Origin of the sequence: Streptomyces sp. NBC_00568 (assembly GCF_026341855.1) — a bacterium.
Taxonomy (GTDB): Bacteria; Actinomycetota; Actinomycetes; order Streptomycetales; family Streptomycetaceae; genus Streptomyces.
In genome coordinates this window covers 6,040,189-6,057,144 of the sequence record NZ_JAPENW010000001.1, presented here as the reverse complement: position 1 = coordinate 6,057,144, position 16,956 = coordinate 6,040,189, and the positions used below count along the sequence as shown (strand labels likewise).

Genomic DNA, 16,956 nt, shown 5'->3' with positions numbered 1-16,956 from the left:
CGGGACTCAGCGCTTCGAGACATCGTACAGGGTGCTCAGGAGCGTCCTCTACCGAGGCGCTTCCTGGTCCACTCCACCGCGTCGGCGTAGCGCGCCTCGGAGCCGTGCCGGGTCGGTGTGTAGTACTCCCGGTCCTTGAGCTCCTCCGGCGCGTACTGCTGGGCGGCGATGCCCTCCGGCAGGTCGTGCGGATACACGTACCCCTGGGCGTGCCCGAGCTTGGCCGCGCCCTTGTAGTGCCCGTCGCGCAGATGCGTCGGCACCGGGCCGGCGTGGCCCTTGCGCACGTCCTCCATCGCGGCGCCGATCGCCATGGTCGCCGCGTTGGACTTCGGGGCCAGGGCGAGGGCGATCGTGGCGTGGCTGAGGGTGAGCGCCGCCTCGGGGAACCCGATCATCGCGACGGCCTGGGCGGCGGCGACGGCTATGGGCAGCGCGTTCGGGTCTGCCAGGCCGATGTCCTCGCTGGCGGAGATCATCAGGCGGCGGGCGATGAAGCGGGGGTCCTCGCCCGCCTCGATCATCCGGGCCAGGTAGTGCAGGGCGGCGTCCACGTCGGAGCCGCGGATGGACTTGATGAGGGCGCTCGCCACGTCGTAGTGCTGGTCGCCGTCGCGGTCGTACTTCACGGCGGCGCGGTCGACCGTCTCCTCCAGCGTCTGGAGGGTGATCTCCGGCTCGCCCTTGTCGAGCGCCGCGCCGGCCGCGGCCTCCAGGGCGGTCAGGGCGCGGCGGGCGTCGCCGCCGGCGATCCGCAGCAGGTGCTCCTCGGCGTCCTCGGGGAGGGCGACCGCCTCCTTGAGACCGCGCTCGTCGGCGAGCGCCCGGCGCAGCAGACCGCGCAGGTCGTCGTCGGTGAGGGGTTCGAGGGTGAGCAGGAGGGAGCGGGAGAGCAGCGGCGAGATCACCGAGAAGTACGGGTTCTCGGTGGTCGCGGCGATCAGCGTCACCCAGCGGTTCTCCACGGCCGGGAGGAGGGAGTCCTGCTGGGCCTTGCTGAAGCGGTGGATCTCGTCCAGGAAGAGGACGGTCTCCTTGCCGTAGCCGCCGGTGGCGCGGCGGGCTCCTTCGATGACCGCGCGCACTTCCTTGACGCCCGCGGTGATCGCGGAGAGCTCGACGAAGCGCTTGTCGGTGGCCTTGGAGACGACATACGCGAGGGTCGTCTTGCCGGTGCCCGGGGGGCCCCAGAGGATCACCGAGGACGGTCCGGCGGGGCCGCCGCTCCCCTCGGCGACGAGTCTGCGCAGGGGCGAGCCCGGCTTCAGCAGATGCTGCTGCCCCACGACCTCGTCGAGGGTACGCGGGCGCATCCGCACCGCCAGCGGGCTGGCGGACGGGTCCTTCTCCTGGCGCTCTTCGGCGGCGGCGGTGAACAGGTCGGGCTCCACGTCCGAAACCCTATGTCACCCCACTGACAATCCCCGCGGGACCGTCAGCTGGTCCAGAAGTCCCACCAGCGGGTCAGGATCAGCATCCCGATGATGCCGATGTGCAGCGTCGGCAGGACCCAGGTGAACTCGCCGAAGAAGCTCTTCATCCAGCGCGGGGCGGGCAGGAAGCCGTTGCGGACGTTGAAGGAGGTCACGTACCAGAACATGATGATCGTGGCGACCCAGGCGAGGCTGCACCACAGACACAGCGAGTTGATCCGGTACAGCGACTGGAACTGGAGCCAGGTGCAGAATCCGACGCCGAAGAGCGTGCCCGCGTTGAAGGTCAGCCAGTACCAGCGCGGGAAGGTGGCCCGGGCGAGCAGGCTCACACCGACGCCGATCACGATGCCGTAGGCGACGAGACCCAGCATGGGATTCGGGAACCCGAAGGCCGAGGCCTGGTCGCTCTTCATGATGTTGCCGCAGGAGACGACCGGGTTCAGGCTGCACCCCGGGACGAAGTTCGGGTTCTCCAGCAGCTTGAACTTGTCGATCGTGATGACCCACGCGGCAAGGAGGCCGGCCGCGCCCGTGATCACCAGCAGCAGGGCGAGGGCACGGCTGCCGCCGGCCGTCCGCGGAGCGGCGGGGCGTTCCTGGTCGGTCGGGATGTCCTTGACTGTCGTCTTGCTCATCACGCCGTTTCCGTAGCTTCGAAGGGGCCTGCGGGGCAGGCTCATTGTGCCGCACGCGCCCGCTTGTCCACCGTTCGGTGGACATAAGAAGGTACGCACGGTCGTCCCGGAGCGTTCGGTTCGGCGGGAGGCTCGCCGTCATGACAACAGACGCGGACCGGCTCGCGGTGGACGTACGGGGGCTGCGCAAGCAGTACGGGGACGTGACCGCCGTCGACGGCATCGATCTCGGCATCCGGCGGGGCGAGGTGTTCGGCCTGCTCGGACCGAACGGGGCGGGCAAGAGCACCACTGTGGAGATCCTTCAGGGCAACCGCCGTCGGGACGCGGGCGAGGTCTCCGTGCTCGGCTCGGACCCGGCGACCGCCTCGCGCGCGTGGCGGTCTCGTGTCGGAATCGTCTGGCAGGACGAATCCGCGCCCGCCGAGTTGACGGTGGGCGAGACGGTGCGGCATTTCTCCCGTTATTACCCGAATCCTCGCGATCCGGAGGAAGTCATCGGCCTGGTCGGTCTGGAGGAGAAGGCGGACAGCAGGATCAAGTCCCTGTCGGGCGGTCAGCGGCGACGGCTCGATGTGGCCCTCGGCGTGATCGGCGGCCCCGAACTGCTCCTCCTGGACGAGCCGACGACGGGCTTCGACCCGGCGGCGCGACGGCAGTTCTGGGACCTGATCCGCAAGCTGGCCGACGAGGGCACGACCATCCTGCTGACCACGCACTACCTGGAGGAGGCGGAAGCCCTCGCGGACCGGCTGGCGGTCGTCGCGCGGGGCCGTGTCGTCGCCGAGGGCGAACCGGCCGCGCTCCGCGAGCGCTTCGGCACCGAGGCCACGGTCGAGTGGACGGAGGCCGACGGCAGCCCGCGCAGCGAACGCACGGACACCCCCACCAGGACCGTCGCCGCGCTCACGCGCCGCTTCGACGGGGAGATCCCGGGGCTCCGGGTGAGCCGCCCCACCCTTGAGGACGTCTATCTGCGACTGACCGGCCTGGAGGACGCGCGATGACCACCACCGACGTACGCGTGCGCACGAAGACCGCGGCGGGCAGGCTGCCCGGTGCCTGGGGGCTGGGGCTGCGGCGCGGCGCCCTGGAGATCCGGCAGTTCTTCCGGCAGCGCGACCAGGTGATGTTCACCTTCGCCTTCCCGGTCGTCTTCCTGTTCCTGTTCGCGTCGATCTTCAGCGACGACGTGGCGGGCGCGGGCATCACCGCCTCGCAGCTGTACGTCCCGGCGATGATGGCCGCGGGCATCATGTCGACCAGCTTCCAGTCCCTCGGCATCTCGATCGCGATCGAGCGGGACGAGAAGGTGCTGCGCCGGCTGCGCGGGACGCCGATGCCGCCCGCCGCGTACTTCCTCGGCAAGATATGGCTTGTTCTCGCCACGGGCGCCCTGGAGACGGCGATCCTGCTCCTCGTCGGCACCACGCTGTACGACGTCGACCTGCCCTCCGACCCCGGCAAGTGGGCGGACTTCGCCTGGGTCTTCGTCCTGGGGCTCACGGCCTGCGCCCTGCTCGGCATCGCGATCAGTTCGGTTCCGAAGTCGGGCAAGAGTGCCACGTCGGTGGTCGTCCTGCCCTTCCTGGTCCTCCAGTTCATCTCCGGCGTCTACATCGCCATCGACACCATCCCGGACTGGATGCTGAACATCGGCGCGTTGTTCCCCCTCAAGTGGATGTGCCAGGGGCTGCGCGGGGTGTTCCTGCCCGAGTCCGCCCAGGTCCTCGAACAGGCGGGCGGCTGGGAGTTCGGGCGGATCGCCCTGGTGCTCGGGGCATGGTGCGTCGGAGGATTGCTGCTGTGCCTGCTGACCTTCCGATGGAAGAACCGGCGCGACGGATGAGGACTCCGGCCGCGCGCCCCGACTCGGCTCCGGACGCGGTGCGTTCGGCGCCGGAGCCGAGCGGGGCTCCCGCGCGCCCCGCGTCGGGCGGGACCCGGCCGGGGCCGGGCCAGGAGCGGCCCGTGCCGGTGCCGGGCAGGACTCCAACAGGTCCGGTGCCAGGGCCGGTGCAGGACGGAACGCCGACAGGTCCGGTGCCAGGGCCGGTGCAGGACGGGACGCCGACAGGTCCGGTGGCGGGCGCGGCCCGCGCTTCGAACACCTGGGAGCTCTCGTTCCGGCTCTGGGACTCGTACTTCGCGATCGTGTGGGTGGCCACCCTGGTGTTCGTGCTCGGCACGGCGCACCCGGGGGTGCGCGTCCGTCTCGCGGCCGGCGGGCTGCTTCTGCTGCTGATCCCGTGGTACCTGCTGGTCGGGCGCCCCGTCCTCACGGCCGACGAACCCGACGAGCGCCGCGCACTCGGCTACATCGCGGGCGCGTTCCTGCTGTTCCTGCCGCCCGGGGTGCTGGTGGGCGAGACCCGCCTGATGACCTTCGCGCTCATCCCCCAGTGCTTCATCGCCCTGCGGCTGCGCCGGGCGTTCGCCGCCACGACCCTTATCAACATCGCGCCGGTGGCGGGCTGGGCCCTGCTGTGGCGGCCCGAGGGGCAGGATCTCTTCTTCAACACGGTCTTCGCCGTGGTCACGCTCGTGTTCTCGGCGGCCCTGGGCAGCTGGATCATCCGCATCATGGAGCAGAGCCGCGAACGGGCCGAGCTGATCACCGAGTTGGACGCCGGCCGCCACGAAATCGCCCGGCTCTCGGCCGCGCACGGGGCGCTGGCCGAGCGCGAACGGTTCTCCCGGGAGATCCACGACACCCTCGCCCAGGGCTTCACCAGCCTGCTGATGCTGGTCCAGGCCGTCGAGGCCGAGCTCGACCACGATCTGCCGCAGGCCCGCCGCCATCTGGCCCTGATGAACGAGACCGCCCGGCAGAACCTCGCCGAGGCGCGGGCCCTGGTCACCGGGGGTGCGCCCGCCGACCTGGACGGCGCCACGCTGCCCGACGCGTTGCGCCGGCTGGCCGCCCGCCACAGCGCGAGCCTCGATGTGACCGGCCCGGTACGCCCGCTGCCCGCGGGCCCCGAGGTGGTGATCCTCCGCTCGTGCCAGGAGGCCCTGGCCAACACCCGCAAGCACGCCGGGAGTTCCCCCGCGGTCGCCGTCACCCTCGCCTACACCGCCGACTCGCTGGCCCTCTCCGTGCGCGACGACGGCCGGGGTTTCGACCCCGCCGTGCCGGTCGCCGGGTACGGGCTGGCAGGGCTGCGCGCGCGGGCCGCCGAGGTGGGCGGTACGGCACTGATCCGCAGCGCGCCGGGCGACGGCACGACCGTCACCGTGTGCCTGCCCGTCCCCGGGAGTGACGAGTGATCCGGATCATCCTCGCCGACGACCATCCCGTCGTACGCGAAGGGCTGCGCGCGATGCTCAGCGCCGAACCCGATCTCGAGGTGATCGCCGACGCGTCCAGCGGGCCCCGCGCGGAGGCGCTGGCCGCCGAACTCCGGCCCGACATCGTGCTCATGGACCTGCGGATGCCCGAGGGCGGGGGCGTCGACGCGATCGTGCGGATGACGCGGGCCGGGCTGCCGTGCCGGGTCATCGTGCTGACGACGTACGAGACGGACCGGGACATCCTGCGGGCGGTGGAGGCCGGGGCCGCCGGGTATCTGCTGAAGGATCTGCCGCGTGCCGAACTGGCGGACGCCGTACGGGCCGCCGCGCGGGGCGAGACCGTGCTGGCCCCCTCCGTCGCCGCCCGGCTGGTCGACCAGCTCCGCACCAGGCCGGAGCGGCCCCGCCTCTCCGAGCGGGAGACCGCGGTGCTGCGGCTGGTCGCCGAGGGCTGCACGAACGCGGAGATCGGACGCCGGCTCTTCATCGGCGAGTCCACCGTGAAGACCCATCTGCTGCGGGTCTTCGGGAAGTTGGGAGTGGACGACCGGACGGCCGCGGTGACGAGCGCGATGCGCTTCGGGTTGCTGGAGTGAGGCTCCCCCGCCCGGTCCTGCCGCTTCCCCGAGGCCGGAGGGGCTGAAGTCCTCCAGCCTCTCCGGCGTTCGCTGAGAGGGTCCGGGGTGGAGCCCCGGGGCCGGACGGACAGCGGAAACCGTCCGCCCGACACCGGCGGGCCCGACGTCGCCGGGGCCGCCACCTCCCCGGGAGAACCCCGTCGCAAGAGGCGGTCCGGTACCTGACCGGGCCGGCCGGGAGACCGGCCCCGGCGGGGTGCCCGCCGGGGCGGAGAACCCGCCTCAGCCCAGGCGCGACCGCAGTTCGGCCACGATCGCGTCGACCGCGACCGCCGCCTGCTCGCCGGACTCCATGTCCTTGAGCTGCACGACGCCCTCGGCGAGGTCACGCTCGCCGGCGACGATCGTGAAGCGCGCCCCGCTGCGATTCGCGTTCTTCATCGCGCCCTTGAGCCCCTTCGCGCCGTACGAGAAGTCGGCGGCGACACCGAGCCTGCGCAGTTCGGTGACCACACCGAACAGCGTCCGGCGGGCCTCCTCCCCGAGCGGCACCGCGAACACGCTGGTGGACGAGGGGAGTTCGAGCTCCACGCCCTCCGCCTCCAGCGCCAGCACCGTACGGTCGACGCCGAGCGCCCAGCCGACGGACGGCAGCGCGGGGCCGCCGATCATCTCGGACAGCCCGTCGTAGCGGCCACCGCCGCCCACCGCGGACTGCGAACCGAGACCGTCGTGCACGAACTCGAACGTCGTCCGCGTGTAGTAGTCGAGCCCGCGCACCAGCTTCGGGTCGTCCTCGAAGGAGACGCCCGCGGCCGTGATCAGGTCGCGCACCTCCTCGTGGTACGCCTTGCAGCCGTCACAGAGGTAGTCCCGCAGCAACGGCGCCCCGCCCAGCTGCTTCTGGACGTCCTCGCGCTTGTCGTCGAGGACGCGCAGCGGGTTGATCTCCGCGCGGCGCAGCGTCTCCTCGTCGAGGTCCAGGCCGCGCAGGAAGTCCTGCAGAGCGGCCCGGTAGACCGGACGGCACTCCTTGTCGCCCAGGCTGTTGAGCAGAATCCGGAAGTCGCGCAGGCCGAGCGAGCGGTACGCCTGGTCCGCCAGGATGATCAGCTCGGCGTCGAGCGCCGGGTCCTCGGCTCCGATCGCCTCGGCGCCCACCTGGGAGAAGTGGCGGTAACGGCCCTTCTGGGGGCGCTCGTAGCGGTAGTACGAGCCCGAGTACCAGAGCTTGACGGGGAGGTTGCCCAGCTTGTGCAGGTTGGCCTCGAGGGCCGCGCGCAGCACGGAGGCGGTGCCCTCGGGGCGCAGGGCCAGCCTGTCGCCGCCCTTGGTCTCGAAGGCGTACATCTCCTTGGTCACGATGTCGGTGGACTCACCGACACCGCGCGCGAACAGTTCGACGCTCTCGAAGCCGGGGGTCTCGATGTAGCCGTAGCCGGAGTTGCGCAGCGGCGCGGCGATCGCCTCGCGGACCGCGAGGTACTTGGCGCTGTCCGGCGGAATCAGGTCGTACGTGCCCTTGGGGGCCTTGAAGGTGCTCACGAAGTCTCTCGTCACATTCCTCGTCGAGGAGCGGAGGTCGGGTCCGCTCCCAGGCCGGCGGCCACCTGCCGCAGATACGGGTTGGTGGCGCGCTCCTGGCCGATGGTCGTCTGGGGGCCGTGGCCGGACAGCACCACGGTCGAGTCGTCGAGCGGCAGGCACACGCGGCCCAGCGAGCCGAGCATCTCGTCCATGTCGCCGCCCGGCAGGTCGGTGCGTCCGATGGAGCCGGCGAAGAGCAGATCCCCGGAGAAGAACACGGACGGGATGTCCGCGCTCTCGGGCATCCGGAAGGTCACCGACCCCTTCGTATGGCCGGGCGCGTGCGCGACGGAGAGATCGAGACCCGCCAGCTTCAGCTCGGTGCCGTCGGTCAGCGTCCGCACGTCGTCCGGCTCCCCCACGGTCAGTTCGCCCATCAGCGGCATTCCGATGGACCGGCCGAGCGCCCGCTCGGGGTCGCTCATCATGTACCGGTCCTCGGGGTGGATCCAGGCGGGCACGTCGTGCGCCCCGCACACGGGAACGACCGAGGCGACGTGGTCGATGTGGCCATGGGTGAGGATGACCGCGACGGGCTTGAGCCGATGCTTGGCGAGTGCTTCCTCGACTCCCTGGGCGGCCTGATGGCCCGGGTCGATGATCACGCACTCCTCACCCGCGGCGGGGGCGACCAGGTAACAGTTGGTCCCCCAGGCCCCGGCGGGGAACCCGGCAATGAGCACGATCGTCCTTCGTGGTGGCGTACGCGCTGGTGTCGTACGGGGCGGGTGGCTGTGGATCAGAGCCTACCGGCGCTGCCGATTCCTCAGCGAACCCATATACGGTACGGGGCACACGCAGGCGGTCGGCTCACAAGACGCACGCGTCCCACACGACGTACGAGACGCACGAGGAGAAACCCGGTGGTCAGCCAGGAACAGCGGCGGCGTCAGCTCGCCCGGGAGAAGTTCTTGCGACAGCAGCAGCGCCGCACGGCCGCGCGACGCAAGACCCATACACGCAACGCGGTGATCGCGTCGGTCGTCGGCGTGCTCGTCGCGGGCGGTGCGCTGTCGTACGTGACCGGGGTCTTCAAGAACGACGACAAGAAGACCAACGCGGGCGCCGAGGTGACGCCGAGCGCCACGCCGAGCAAGGCGCCCGATCCGTGCGAGAAGCCCGCCGAGGGCAAGGTGGAGTCGCTGAGCTGGAAGAAGGAGCCGGCGGTCACCATCGACAAGTCCGCGGGCTACACGATGAAGATGGCGACGACCTGCGGCGACATAGACATCGCTCTCAAGGCGTCCGCCGCCCCGCACACGGTGAACTCGTTCGCCTTCCTCGCGGGCAAGGGCTACTTCGACCACACGAAGTGCCACCGGCTCACCACGAACGGCATCTACGTGCTGCAGTGCGGTGACCCGACGGCCCAGGGTTCCGGCGGTCCCGGCTACACGATCCCGGACGAGAACCTGAAGGACGAAACCCTGAAGGACGGTGTGTACCCGGCGGGCACGATCGCGATGGCCAACACCGGCCAGGCGCACACGGGCGGCAGCCAGTACTTCCTCGTCTACCAGGACAGTAAGCTTCCGCCCAGTTACACACCGTTCGGAACTATTTCCAAGTCCGGCATGACGGTCCTCAAGAAGGTCGCGGCGGCCGGCGAGAGTACGGGCCAGGGCGACGGCGCACCCAACGCGACCGTCGTCATCAACAAGATGACCGTGACGAAATCCTGACCGCCGGCTGCTTAATTTCGGTCGCGCGGGATGCGGACAGCCGCCCCGCCGGTCGCCTATGTTGGCCGTGACGAAACTGTGGACGATGCCAGGGGGCGTGACGCCCCTCACAGGCATCATGTGGAGGAGGCGCTGTGAGCAGCGACCCGTGGGGCCGCGTCGACGAGACGGGGACCGTGTACGTGCGTACGGCCGACGGCGAGCAGGTCGTCGGTTCCTGGCAGGCCGGCACCCCTGATGAGGCGCTGGCCTACTTCGAGCGCAAGTACGAGGGCCTGGTTGTCGAGATCGGCCTCCTCGAAAAGCGAGTGAAGACCACCGACCTGTCGGCGAAGGACGCCCAGACCGCGATCGATCACATCCGTGAGCAGGTGGACGCCCACCACGCGGTCGGCGATCTGGCGGCGCTGAAGGTGCGGCTGGACAAGCTCGTGGAGACGGTCGACGCGCGCCGTGAGGAACGCAAGGTCCAGCGGGCCAAGCAGTCCGACGAGGCGCGGCACGCCAAGGAGGCCTTGGTCGTCGAGGCCGAGGAGCTGGCGCAGAGCGACCAGTGGCGGTCGGCCGGTGAACGGCTGCGTGCCCTGGTGGACACGTGGAAGGGGCTGCCGCGACTCGACCGCAAGTCGGACGACGAGCTGTGGCACCGTTTCTCGCATGCCCGCTCGGCGTTCTCCAAGCGGCGCAAGGCGCACTTCGCCTCGCTGGACGCGCAGCGCGAGGAGGCCCGCAAGACCAAGGAGAAGCTGGTCGCCGAGGCCGAGTCGCTGTCCGGCTCGACGGACTGGGGTCCGACGGCGGCCCGCTACCGCGAGCTGATGGCGGACTGGAAGGCCGCGGGCCGTGCCCAGCGCGAGCACGAGGACGACCTGTGGAACCGCTTCCGCGGCGCCCAGGACGTGTTCTTCGCGGCGCGCAGCTCGGTCTTCGCCGAGCGGGACGCGGAGCAGACGGAGAACCTGAAGCTCAAGGAGGAGCTGGCCGAGGAGGCCGAGAAGCTCGTCCCGGTGCAGGACCTGAAGGCCTCCCGTGCGGCCTTCCGTTCCATCAACGAGCGCTGGGAGGCCATCGGGCACGTGCCGCGCGACGCCCGCCCGAAGGTCGAGGGCCGGATGCACGCGGTCGAGCGGGCCCTCCAGGAGTCCGAGGAGACCGAGTGGCGCCGGACGAACCCGGAGGCACGCGCGCGTGCCGAGGGTCTCACCGGTCAGCTGCAGGCCGCCGTGGACAAGCTCCAGGGCCAGATCGAGACGGCGCGCTCCGCGGGCAACACCGCGAAGGCCGACAAGCTCCAGAAGGAGCTGGACGGCCGTCAGGCGCTGCTGGACCAGGCTCTGAAGGGTCTTCAGGAGTTCGGCGGCTGACACGTCGCAGACACGCGAAGGGGCTCCCGTACGGTCCGTACGGGAGCCCCTTCGCGTGGTGCCCGGCCACCGGGCCGGGCACCGGCGGGCGTCAGGCCTCGGAGGGCCGGCGGGCCGACGTCACGCGGTACACGTCGTACACGCCCTCCACGCCCCGTACGGCCTTCAGGACGTGCCCCAGGTGCTTGGGGTCGCCCATCTCGAAGGTGAAGCGGGAGGTGGCGACACGGTCGCGGGAGGTCTGGACGGCCGCGGACAGGATGTTGACGTGCTGGTCGGACAGGACGCGCGTGACGTCCGACAGGAGCCGGGACCGGTCCAGGGCCTCGACCTGTATGGCGACCAGGAAGACCGAGGACTGGGTGGGCGCCCATTCGACCTCGAGGATGCGTTCGGGTTCGCGCGACAGCGAGTCGACGTTGACGCAGTCGCTGCGGTGGACCGATACACCGCTTCCGCGGGTGACGAAACCGATGATCGGGTCACCCGGCACCGGCGTACAGCACCGGGCGAGCTTGACCCACACGTCGTCGACGCCCTTGACCACCACACCGGGGTCGTTGTTGCTGCGCCGCTTGCGGCCGCGGCCCCGCGCGGGCGGTACCGACTCGTCGATCTCCTCGGAGGCCGCCTCCTCGCCGCCGAGCGCCTGGACGAGCTTCTGGACGACGCTCTGCGCGGTGACATGGCCCTCGCCGATCGCCGCGTAGAGCGACGAGATGTCGGGGTAGCGCATCTCGTGCGCGAGGGTGACCAGGGAGTCGCCGGTGAGGATGCGCTGGATCGGCAGGTTCTGTTTGCGCATCGCGCGGGCGATGGCGTCCTTGCCGTGCTCGATCGCCTCGTCGCGGCGTTCCTTGGAGAACCAGGCGCGGATCTTGTTGCGGGCGCGCGGCGACTTCACGAAGCCGAGCCAGTCCCGGGACGGGCCCGCGCCGGCCGCCTTGGAGGTGAAGACCTCCACCAGGTCGCCGTTGTCCAGGGTGGATTCGAGCGGTACGAGCCGGCCGTTGACCCTCGCTCCTATGGTCCGGTGGCCGACCTCCGTGTGGACCGCGTACGCGAAGTCCACCGGCGTCGCACCGGCCGGAAGCGCTATGACGTCGCCCTTCGGCGTGAAGACGAAGACCTCGTTGCGCGACAGGTCGAAGCGCAGGGACTCGAGGAACTCGCTGGGGTCCTCGGTCTCCTTCTGCCAGTCGAGCAACTGGCGCAGCCACGCCATGTCGTTGACGGTGTCCTGGCCCGCGCTGCCCTTGGCCGCCCGGGGCACGTCCGTACGGATCTTGGAGGAGCCGGCGACGGTCTCCTGCTTGTACTTCCAGTGCGCGGCGATGCCGTACTCGGCTCGGCGGTGCATGTCGAACGTACGGATCTGGAGTTCGACGGGCTTGCCGTTGGGGCCGATGACCGTCGTGTGGAGCGACTGGTACATGTTGAACTTCGGCATCGCGATGTAGTCCTTGAACCGGCCGGGGACCGGGTTCCATCGCGCGTGGACGGTGCCGAGCGCCGCGTAGCAGTCGCGGACGGTGTCCACGAGGACGCGGATGCCCACCAGGTCGTAGATCTCCGCGAAGTCACGGCCGCGGACGATCATCTTCTGGTAGACGCTGTAGTAGTGCTTCGGGCGGCCGGTGACGGTCGCCTTGATGCGGGCGGCGCGCAGGTCGGACTGGACCTCGTCGGTCACTATGGCGAGGTACTCGTCGCGCTTGGGGGCGCGCTCGGCGACCAGGCGCACGATCTCGTCGTACATCTTGGGGTAGAGGATCGCGAAGGCGAGGTCCTCCAGCTCCCACTTGATGGTGTTCATGCCCAGGCGGTGGGCGAGCGGCGCGTAGATCTCCAGGGTCTCGCGCGCCTTCTTCTCCTGCTTCTCGCGCTTGAGATACCGCATGGTGCGCATGTTGTGCAGCCGGTCGGCGAGCTTGATGACCAGGACGCGGGGGTCCTTCGCCATGGCGACGACCATCTTGCGCACGGTCTCGGCCTGGGCGGCCTCGCCGAACTTGACCTTGTCCAGCTTGGTGACGCCGTCGACGAGCAGCCCGACCTGGTCGCCGAAGTCGCGGCGCAGGGTGTCGAGGCCGTACTCGGTGTCCTCGACCGTGTCGTGCAGGAGACCGGCCATCAGCGTCGCCGGGTCCATGCCCAGCTCGGCGAGGATGGTGGTGACGGCGAGCGGGTGCGTGATGTACGGGTCGCCGCTCTTGCGCTTCTGGCCGCGGTGCCAGCGCTCGGCGACCTGGTACGCCTTCTCGATCTGCCGGAGCGTCGCCGTCTCGATCTTGGGGTCGTTGCTGCGCACTATCCGCAGCAGCGGCTCCAGAACCGGGTTGTACGGGTTCGAGCGCTGGACGCCGAGACGGGCGAGGCGGGCGCGGACGCGGTTGGACGATCCGCCGGAGCGCGCGGGCTGGCCCGCCGCGGGACGGACCGCCGGGGTGGCCGCGGGGCGCTCGGGAGGGGCCGGCTTGGGACGTGGCTGCTCGGCCGCCGAGTCGTCGGGCGCCGACTGGGCGTGCTCCACCGGCCCGCTCGCGGCGTTCCCCGCGGGCGTCGCCGCGGGGTCCGAGGCGGGCTCGGGCTTGGTGGAGGCGGTTCCCCCCAGGCGTTCAGCACTGGGGGCGAGTGGCTGGGCCTCGTCTGGCAAGAGGGCTCCTCGTGCGCGATCCGGGTCCCCCGGTCAGGCTCCGGAAACCCCATGGTAGCGATCCCGGGCGCCGGACTCGCGGTCGGCCGCCGGGGGCGGTCTCGTACAAGGAGAACGCCAGAGGCGGGCACCGGATTCCTCCGGGCCCGCCTCCACGGTGTCCTACGGGTGTCTCAGGCCTTTCGGGGGCCTCTCCCTGGGTCGTCTCCCAGGTGGTGCGCGGACGGGCCTCAGATCGTGAGGAGCGCCTGCAGGGGAGCTCCGGCCAGAGCCGGCTCCAGACGGCCGCGGCCGCCGAGGAAGCCGAGCTCCATCAGCACGGCGACGCCCGCGACCTCGGCGCCCGCCCGGCGGATGAGCTGGAGCGAGGCCTCGGCGGTGCCGCCGGTGGCGAGGACGTCGTCGACGACCAGCACCCGGTCGCCCGCGCTCAGGTCCTCGGCGTGCACCTCGATCTCGGCGGAGCCGTACTCCAGGTCGTAGGCCTGCGACAGGGTCGCTCCGGGGAGCTTGCCCGCCTTGCGCACAGGGATGAAGCCGAGCCCGGCGCGGACGGCGACCGGTGCGCCGAGGATGAAGCCACGGGCCTCGAGACCGACGATCTTGGTGGCCTCAGTGCTCACGGCGATGTCCGCCAGGGCGTCGGTCAGCGCGCCGAACGCGGCCGGGTCGGCCAGGAGCGGGGTGATGTCCTTGAACATCACACCCGGCTCCGGGTAGTCCGCCACGTCACGGATACGGCTGGACAACAGCTCTTCGATGCCGGTCATCGGCGCTTCCCCGAGGGCCGGCCGCGGCCGCGGGCGCGGGACGCGGGCTGGTTGCGGGGGCCGACGACCGCCGGGGTGGCGTCCTCCGGCTCGTCGTCCTCGTACGAGGCGCCCGCGACCTGCGGCTCCAGGGACTCGCCCTTGGCTGCGGCCTGGGCCCGCTTGGCGAGGACCCGCTTGCGCAGGGCCTTCATCTGCGGCTCGCGCTCCTTGAGGTCGGCGACGAGCGGCGTGGCGATGAAGATCGAGGAGTACGCACCGGCCGCGAGGCCGACGAACAGCGACAGCGAGATGTCGTTGAGCATGCCCGCTCCGAGCACGCCGCCACCGATGAACAGCAGGCCCGCGACCGGCAGCAGCGCGACCACCGTGGTGTTGATGGAACGCACCAGGGTGCTGTTGATCGAGCGGTCGGCGACGTCGCTGTAGGTCCAGCGGGTCTGCTTGGTGATGTCCTTCGTCTGCTCCTTGAGGCTGTCGAAGACGACGACCGTGTCGTAGAGCGAGTAACCGAGGATCGTGAGCAGACCGATCACGGTGCCCGGGGTGACCTCGAAGCCGACCAGGGCGTAGATGCCGACCGTGATGGTGATGTCGTGGATCAGGGCGACCAGCGCCGCGATGGCCATGCGCCACTCGAAGGCGATGGCCAGGTAGATCACGACGAGGACCATGAAGATCGCCAGACCCTGCCAGGCCTTGTTGGCGATCTGGTCACCCCAGCTGGGACCGACCAGGTCGGCGTTGATCGACTCGGAGTCGACCTTCAGGTCCTTGGCGAGCTGGTCCTTGATCGTGTCCGACTTGTCGGTGTCGATGCCGGCGATCTGGACGCGCAGTCCGCCGTTGCCCAGCTTCTGGACGACCGCGTCGTGACCGGAGGCGTCTTCCGCGAAGGTCTCCGCCTGGCTGACCGAGATGCTGGTCTTCTCGGTGGTGAAGACGGCGCCGCCCTGGAACTCGATGCCCATGTTCAGGCCCCGCACCGTCAGGCCGAGGATGGCCGTGATGGTGATCAGGATCGAGATGCCGTACCAGATCTTGCGCTTGCCGACGAAGTCGTAGCCGATCTCGCCGCGGTGGAGCCGGGCGCCGAGGGTGCCGAGTTTCGACATCTCACGCCTCCTTCGTGTCGACGGGGGCGGACGCGCGACGGGTGCGGCGCAGCGGCGGCTTGGCGCCCAGTCGCTTCGGGTCGAGGCCGGACCAGCTGTGACCCTCCGCGAAGAACTTCTTGCGGGCGAGGATCGTCATCAGCGGCTTGGTGAACAGGAACACGACGACGACGTCGAGGACCGTGGTCAGACCGAGGGTGAACGCGAAGCCCTGGACCTTGCCGACGGTGACGATGAAGAGCACCGCGGCGGCGAGGAACGACACGAAGTCGGAGACCAGGATCGTGCGCCGGGCACGCGGCCAGGCGCGCTCGACGGCGGGCCGCAGGGAGCGTCCCTCGCGGATCTCGTCCCGGATGCGTTCGAAGAACACGATGAACGAGTCCGCTGTGATTCCGATCGCGACGATCGCTCCGCAGACGGCCGGAAGGTTCAGCGCGAAGCCGATGGCCGGGCCGAGCAGCGCCATGAGCACGTACGTGAGGACGGCGGAGACCAGCAGGGAGGCGATGGCGACGATCGACAGGCCCCGGTAGTAGATCACCAGGTAGATGACGACCAGGGCGAGGCCGATGGCGCCCGCGATCAGACCGGCGTGCAGCTGCTCGCCGCCGAGCGCGGCGGTCACCGTGGTGACGCTGGACTCCTTGAAGCTGAGCGGCAGCGCGCCGTACTTCAGCATGTTGGCCAGGTCCTCGGCCTCGGTCTGGGAGAAGCTGCCGGAGATCTCCGCGCTTCCGCTCAGCGACTGGCTGACGGACGGGTCGGAGACGACCTCGCCGTCGAGGACGATGGCGAACTGGTTCTGCGGGGGCTGCTGCTGGGCGAGCTTGCCGGTGATGGCGGCGAACTTCTTGGAGCCACCGGACGTGAAGTCCATGGTGACCTTCCAGCCCGCGGCGCTCTGGGTGTCGAAGACGGCGCCGGCCTTCTTGATGTCCGTGCCGGCGACCTCGGCCGGGCCGAGGACGTACTTCTGCCACTGGCCCGAGGAGTTCTGGCCACAGGCCACGGTCGGCTCGGACGGCTTGGCGCCGTCACCGGCCTTGGCGCGGACGTCCGCCTTCGAGCAGTCGAGCGCGGCGTACGCGGCCTGCAGCTTTGCGGTCGCGGGGTCCACGCTGGCGCTCGCGGAGGGCGAGGCGCTGGAGGAGGCCGAGGAGCTCGGGGAGCCGCTCGCCGACGGCGTGGAGTCGGCCTTCAGGGCGTCGGTGACCGCACGGCCCTGGGAGGTGGCGGTGGCCGACGGCGTCGCGGAGGCCGAGGAGGACGAGGTCGCCTTGTCCGTGGCCTTGTCCGTCGCCTTGTCCGTCGCCTTGCCGGAGGCGCTCGGCGACGGGCTTGCCGACGCGTCGGCCCCGGAGACCTCGGTGGTCAGCACGGGACGGAAGTAGAGCTTGGCGGTGGTGCCTACCTGCTCACGGGCCTGCTTGGAGTTCGTGCCCTTGGGGATGTTGACAATGATGTTGTCGCGTCCCTGGGTCTGAACCTCGGCCTCGGAGACACCGAGACCGTTGACACGGCGGTTCATGATGTCGACCGCGGTGTCCATGTTGGTCTTGTTGATCGCGTTGGGCTGGCCCGGCTCGTTCTTCGCCGTGAGCGTGATGCTCGTGCCGCCGGCGAGGTCGATGCCGAGACGCGGAGTCGTCTGCCCGGAGGCGAACATCCCCCCGGTGAGCGCCGCGATGGCGATCAGGATCAGGGCCAGCGAGCGCCCCGGCCTGCTCTGGGCGCTCGCGCTCCGGCCCTTCTTCGGTGCTGCCACCTTCTCGTACTCCCTCTCGGGCCGCCCTGCGCCGGGTGAGCGCGGGACGGCCATGCCATGGTGTCGGGACT

The 16,956-nt window shown here is 70.4% G+C and carries 14 protein-coding genes; 6 read left to right on the top strand and 8 right to left on the bottom strand.

Going from position 1 to position 16,956, the window contains the following annotated elements; translation table 11 throughout:
- Nucleotides 1–35 precede the first annotated feature (35 nt).
- Entirely contained in the window at nucleotides 36–1,391 is a 1,356-nt protein-coding gene (locus OOK38_RS26365) for a replication-associated recombination protein A (protein ID WP_266756521.1), read from the bottom strand.
- Between the two features lie 44 nt (nucleotides 1,392–1,435).
- A complete protein-coding gene (locus OOK38_RS26360) occupies nucleotides 1,436–2,071 on the bottom strand; it encodes a vitamin K epoxide reductase family protein (RefSeq protein ID WP_266756523.1) in 636 nt (211 codons plus the stop codon).
- A gap of 140 nt (nucleotides 2,072–2,211) precedes the next feature.
- On the opposite strand from OOK38_RS26360, the gene OOK38_RS26355 reads away from it, so the two are divergent.
- From OOK38_RS26355 to OOK38_RS26340, 4 genes are all read left to right on the top strand, one after another.
- A complete protein-coding gene (locus OOK38_RS26355) occupies nucleotides 2,212–3,078 on the top strand; it encodes an ABC transporter ATP-binding protein (RefSeq protein ID WP_266756525.1) in 867 nt (288 codons plus the stop codon).
- On the top strand, nucleotides 3,075–3,920 hold the full coding sequence (locus OOK38_RS26350) for an ABC transporter permease (protein ID WP_266756527.1): 846 nt from the start codon (nucleotides 3,075–3,077) through the stop codon (nucleotides 3,918–3,920). Before OOK38_RS26355 ends, OOK38_RS26350 begins: the two co-directional genes overlap by 4 nt.
- Nucleotides 3,921–4,153: 233 nt before the next feature.
- Entirely contained in the window at nucleotides 4,154–5,341 is a 1,188-nt protein-coding gene (locus OOK38_RS26345) for a sensor histidine kinase (protein ID WP_266765589.1), read from the top strand.
- On the top strand, nucleotides 5,338–5,961 hold the full coding sequence (locus tag OOK38_RS26340; RefSeq protein ID WP_266756529.1) for a response regulator transcription factor: 624 nt from the start codon (nucleotides 5,338–5,340) through the stop codon (nucleotides 5,959–5,961). The genes OOK38_RS26345 and OOK38_RS26340 overlap by 4 nt, the downstream gene beginning before the upstream one ends.
- Before the next feature lie 264 nt (nucleotides 5,962–6,225).
- On the opposite strand, the gene hisS is transcribed toward OOK38_RS26340, so the two are convergent.
- Nucleotides 6,226–7,488, bottom strand: a complete 1,263-nt coding sequence (gene hisS, locus OOK38_RS26335) for a histidine--tRNA ligase (protein WP_266756531.1) — start codon at nucleotides 7,486–7,488, stop codon at nucleotides 6,226–6,228.
- 11 nt (nucleotides 7,489–7,499) lie between these two features.
- The gene (locus tag OOK38_RS26330) at nucleotides 7,500–8,213 is read right to left on the bottom strand and encodes an MBL fold metallo-hydrolase (protein ID WP_266756532.1); all 714 of its coding nucleotides are present in this window, start codon (nucleotides 8,211–8,213) and stop codon (nucleotides 7,500–7,502) included.
- 180 nt (nucleotides 8,214–8,393) lie between these two features.
- On the opposite strand from OOK38_RS26330, the gene OOK38_RS26325 reads away from it, so the two are divergent.
- A complete protein-coding gene (locus OOK38_RS26325; protein ID WP_266756533.1) occupies nucleotides 8,394–9,212 on the top strand; it encodes a peptidylprolyl isomerase in 819 nt (272 codons plus the stop codon).
- 134 nt (nucleotides 9,213–9,346) lie between these two features.
- Nucleotides 9,347–10,576 (top strand): DUF349 domain-containing protein, encoded by a 1,230-nt coding sequence (locus tag OOK38_RS26320; RefSeq protein WP_266756535.1) that lies wholly within the window; start codon nucleotides 9,347–9,349, stop codon nucleotides 10,574–10,576.
- Nucleotides 10,577–10,667: 91 nt separating this feature from the next.
- On the opposite strand, the gene OOK38_RS26315 is transcribed toward OOK38_RS26320, so the two are convergent.
- The 4 genes from OOK38_RS26315 to secD all read right to left on the bottom strand — a co-directional run bounded on the left by OOK38_RS26315 (nucleotide 10,668) and on the right by secD (nucleotide 16,885).
- Entirely contained in the window at nucleotides 10,668–13,232 is a 2,565-nt protein-coding gene (locus tag OOK38_RS26315; protein ID WP_266756537.1) for a bifunctional (p)ppGpp synthetase/guanosine-3',5'-bis(diphosphate) 3'-pyrophosphohydrolase, read from the bottom strand.
- A gap of 230 nt (nucleotides 13,233–13,462) precedes the next feature.
- Entirely contained in the window at nucleotides 13,463–14,002 is a 540-nt protein-coding gene (locus tag OOK38_RS26310) for an adenine phosphoribosyltransferase (protein ID WP_266756539.1), read from the bottom strand.
- The gene (secF, locus tag OOK38_RS26305) at nucleotides 13,999–15,117 is read right to left on the bottom strand and encodes a protein translocase subunit SecF (RefSeq protein WP_266756541.1); all 1,119 of its coding nucleotides are present in this window, start codon (nucleotides 15,115–15,117) and stop codon (nucleotides 13,999–14,001) included. Before secF ends, OOK38_RS26310 begins: the two co-directional genes overlap by 4 nt.
- A 1-nt stretch (nucleotide 15,118) precedes the next feature.
- On the bottom strand, nucleotides 15,119–16,885 hold the full coding sequence (gene secD, locus OOK38_RS26300; protein ID WP_266756543.1) for a protein translocase subunit SecD: 1,767 nt from the start codon (nucleotides 16,883–16,885) through the stop codon (nucleotides 15,119–15,121).
- Between the last annotated feature and the right edge of the window lie 71 nt (nucleotides 16,886–16,956).

Bases quoted from the DNA above. Each gene is read 5' to 3' on its own strand.
- OOK38_RS26360 (WP_266756523.1), bottom strand. From the start codon at position 2,071: ATGAGCAAGACGACAGTCAAGGACATCCCGACCGACCAGGAACGCCCC.
- OOK38_RS26355 (WP_266756525.1), top strand. From the start codon at position 2,212: ATGACAACAGACGCGGACCGGCTCGCGGTGGACGTACGGGGGCTGCGC.
- OOK38_RS26350 (WP_266756527.1), top strand. From the start codon at position 3,075: ATGACCACCACCGACGTACGCGTGCGCACGAAGACCGCGGCGGGCAGG.
- OOK38_RS26310 (WP_266756539.1), bottom strand. From the start codon at position 14,002: ATGACCGGCATCGAAGAGCTGTTGTCCAGCCGTATCCGTGACGTGGCG.
- secF (WP_266756541.1), bottom strand. From the start codon at position 15,117: ATGTCGAAACTCGGCACCCTCGGCGCCCGGCTCCACCGCGGCGAGATC.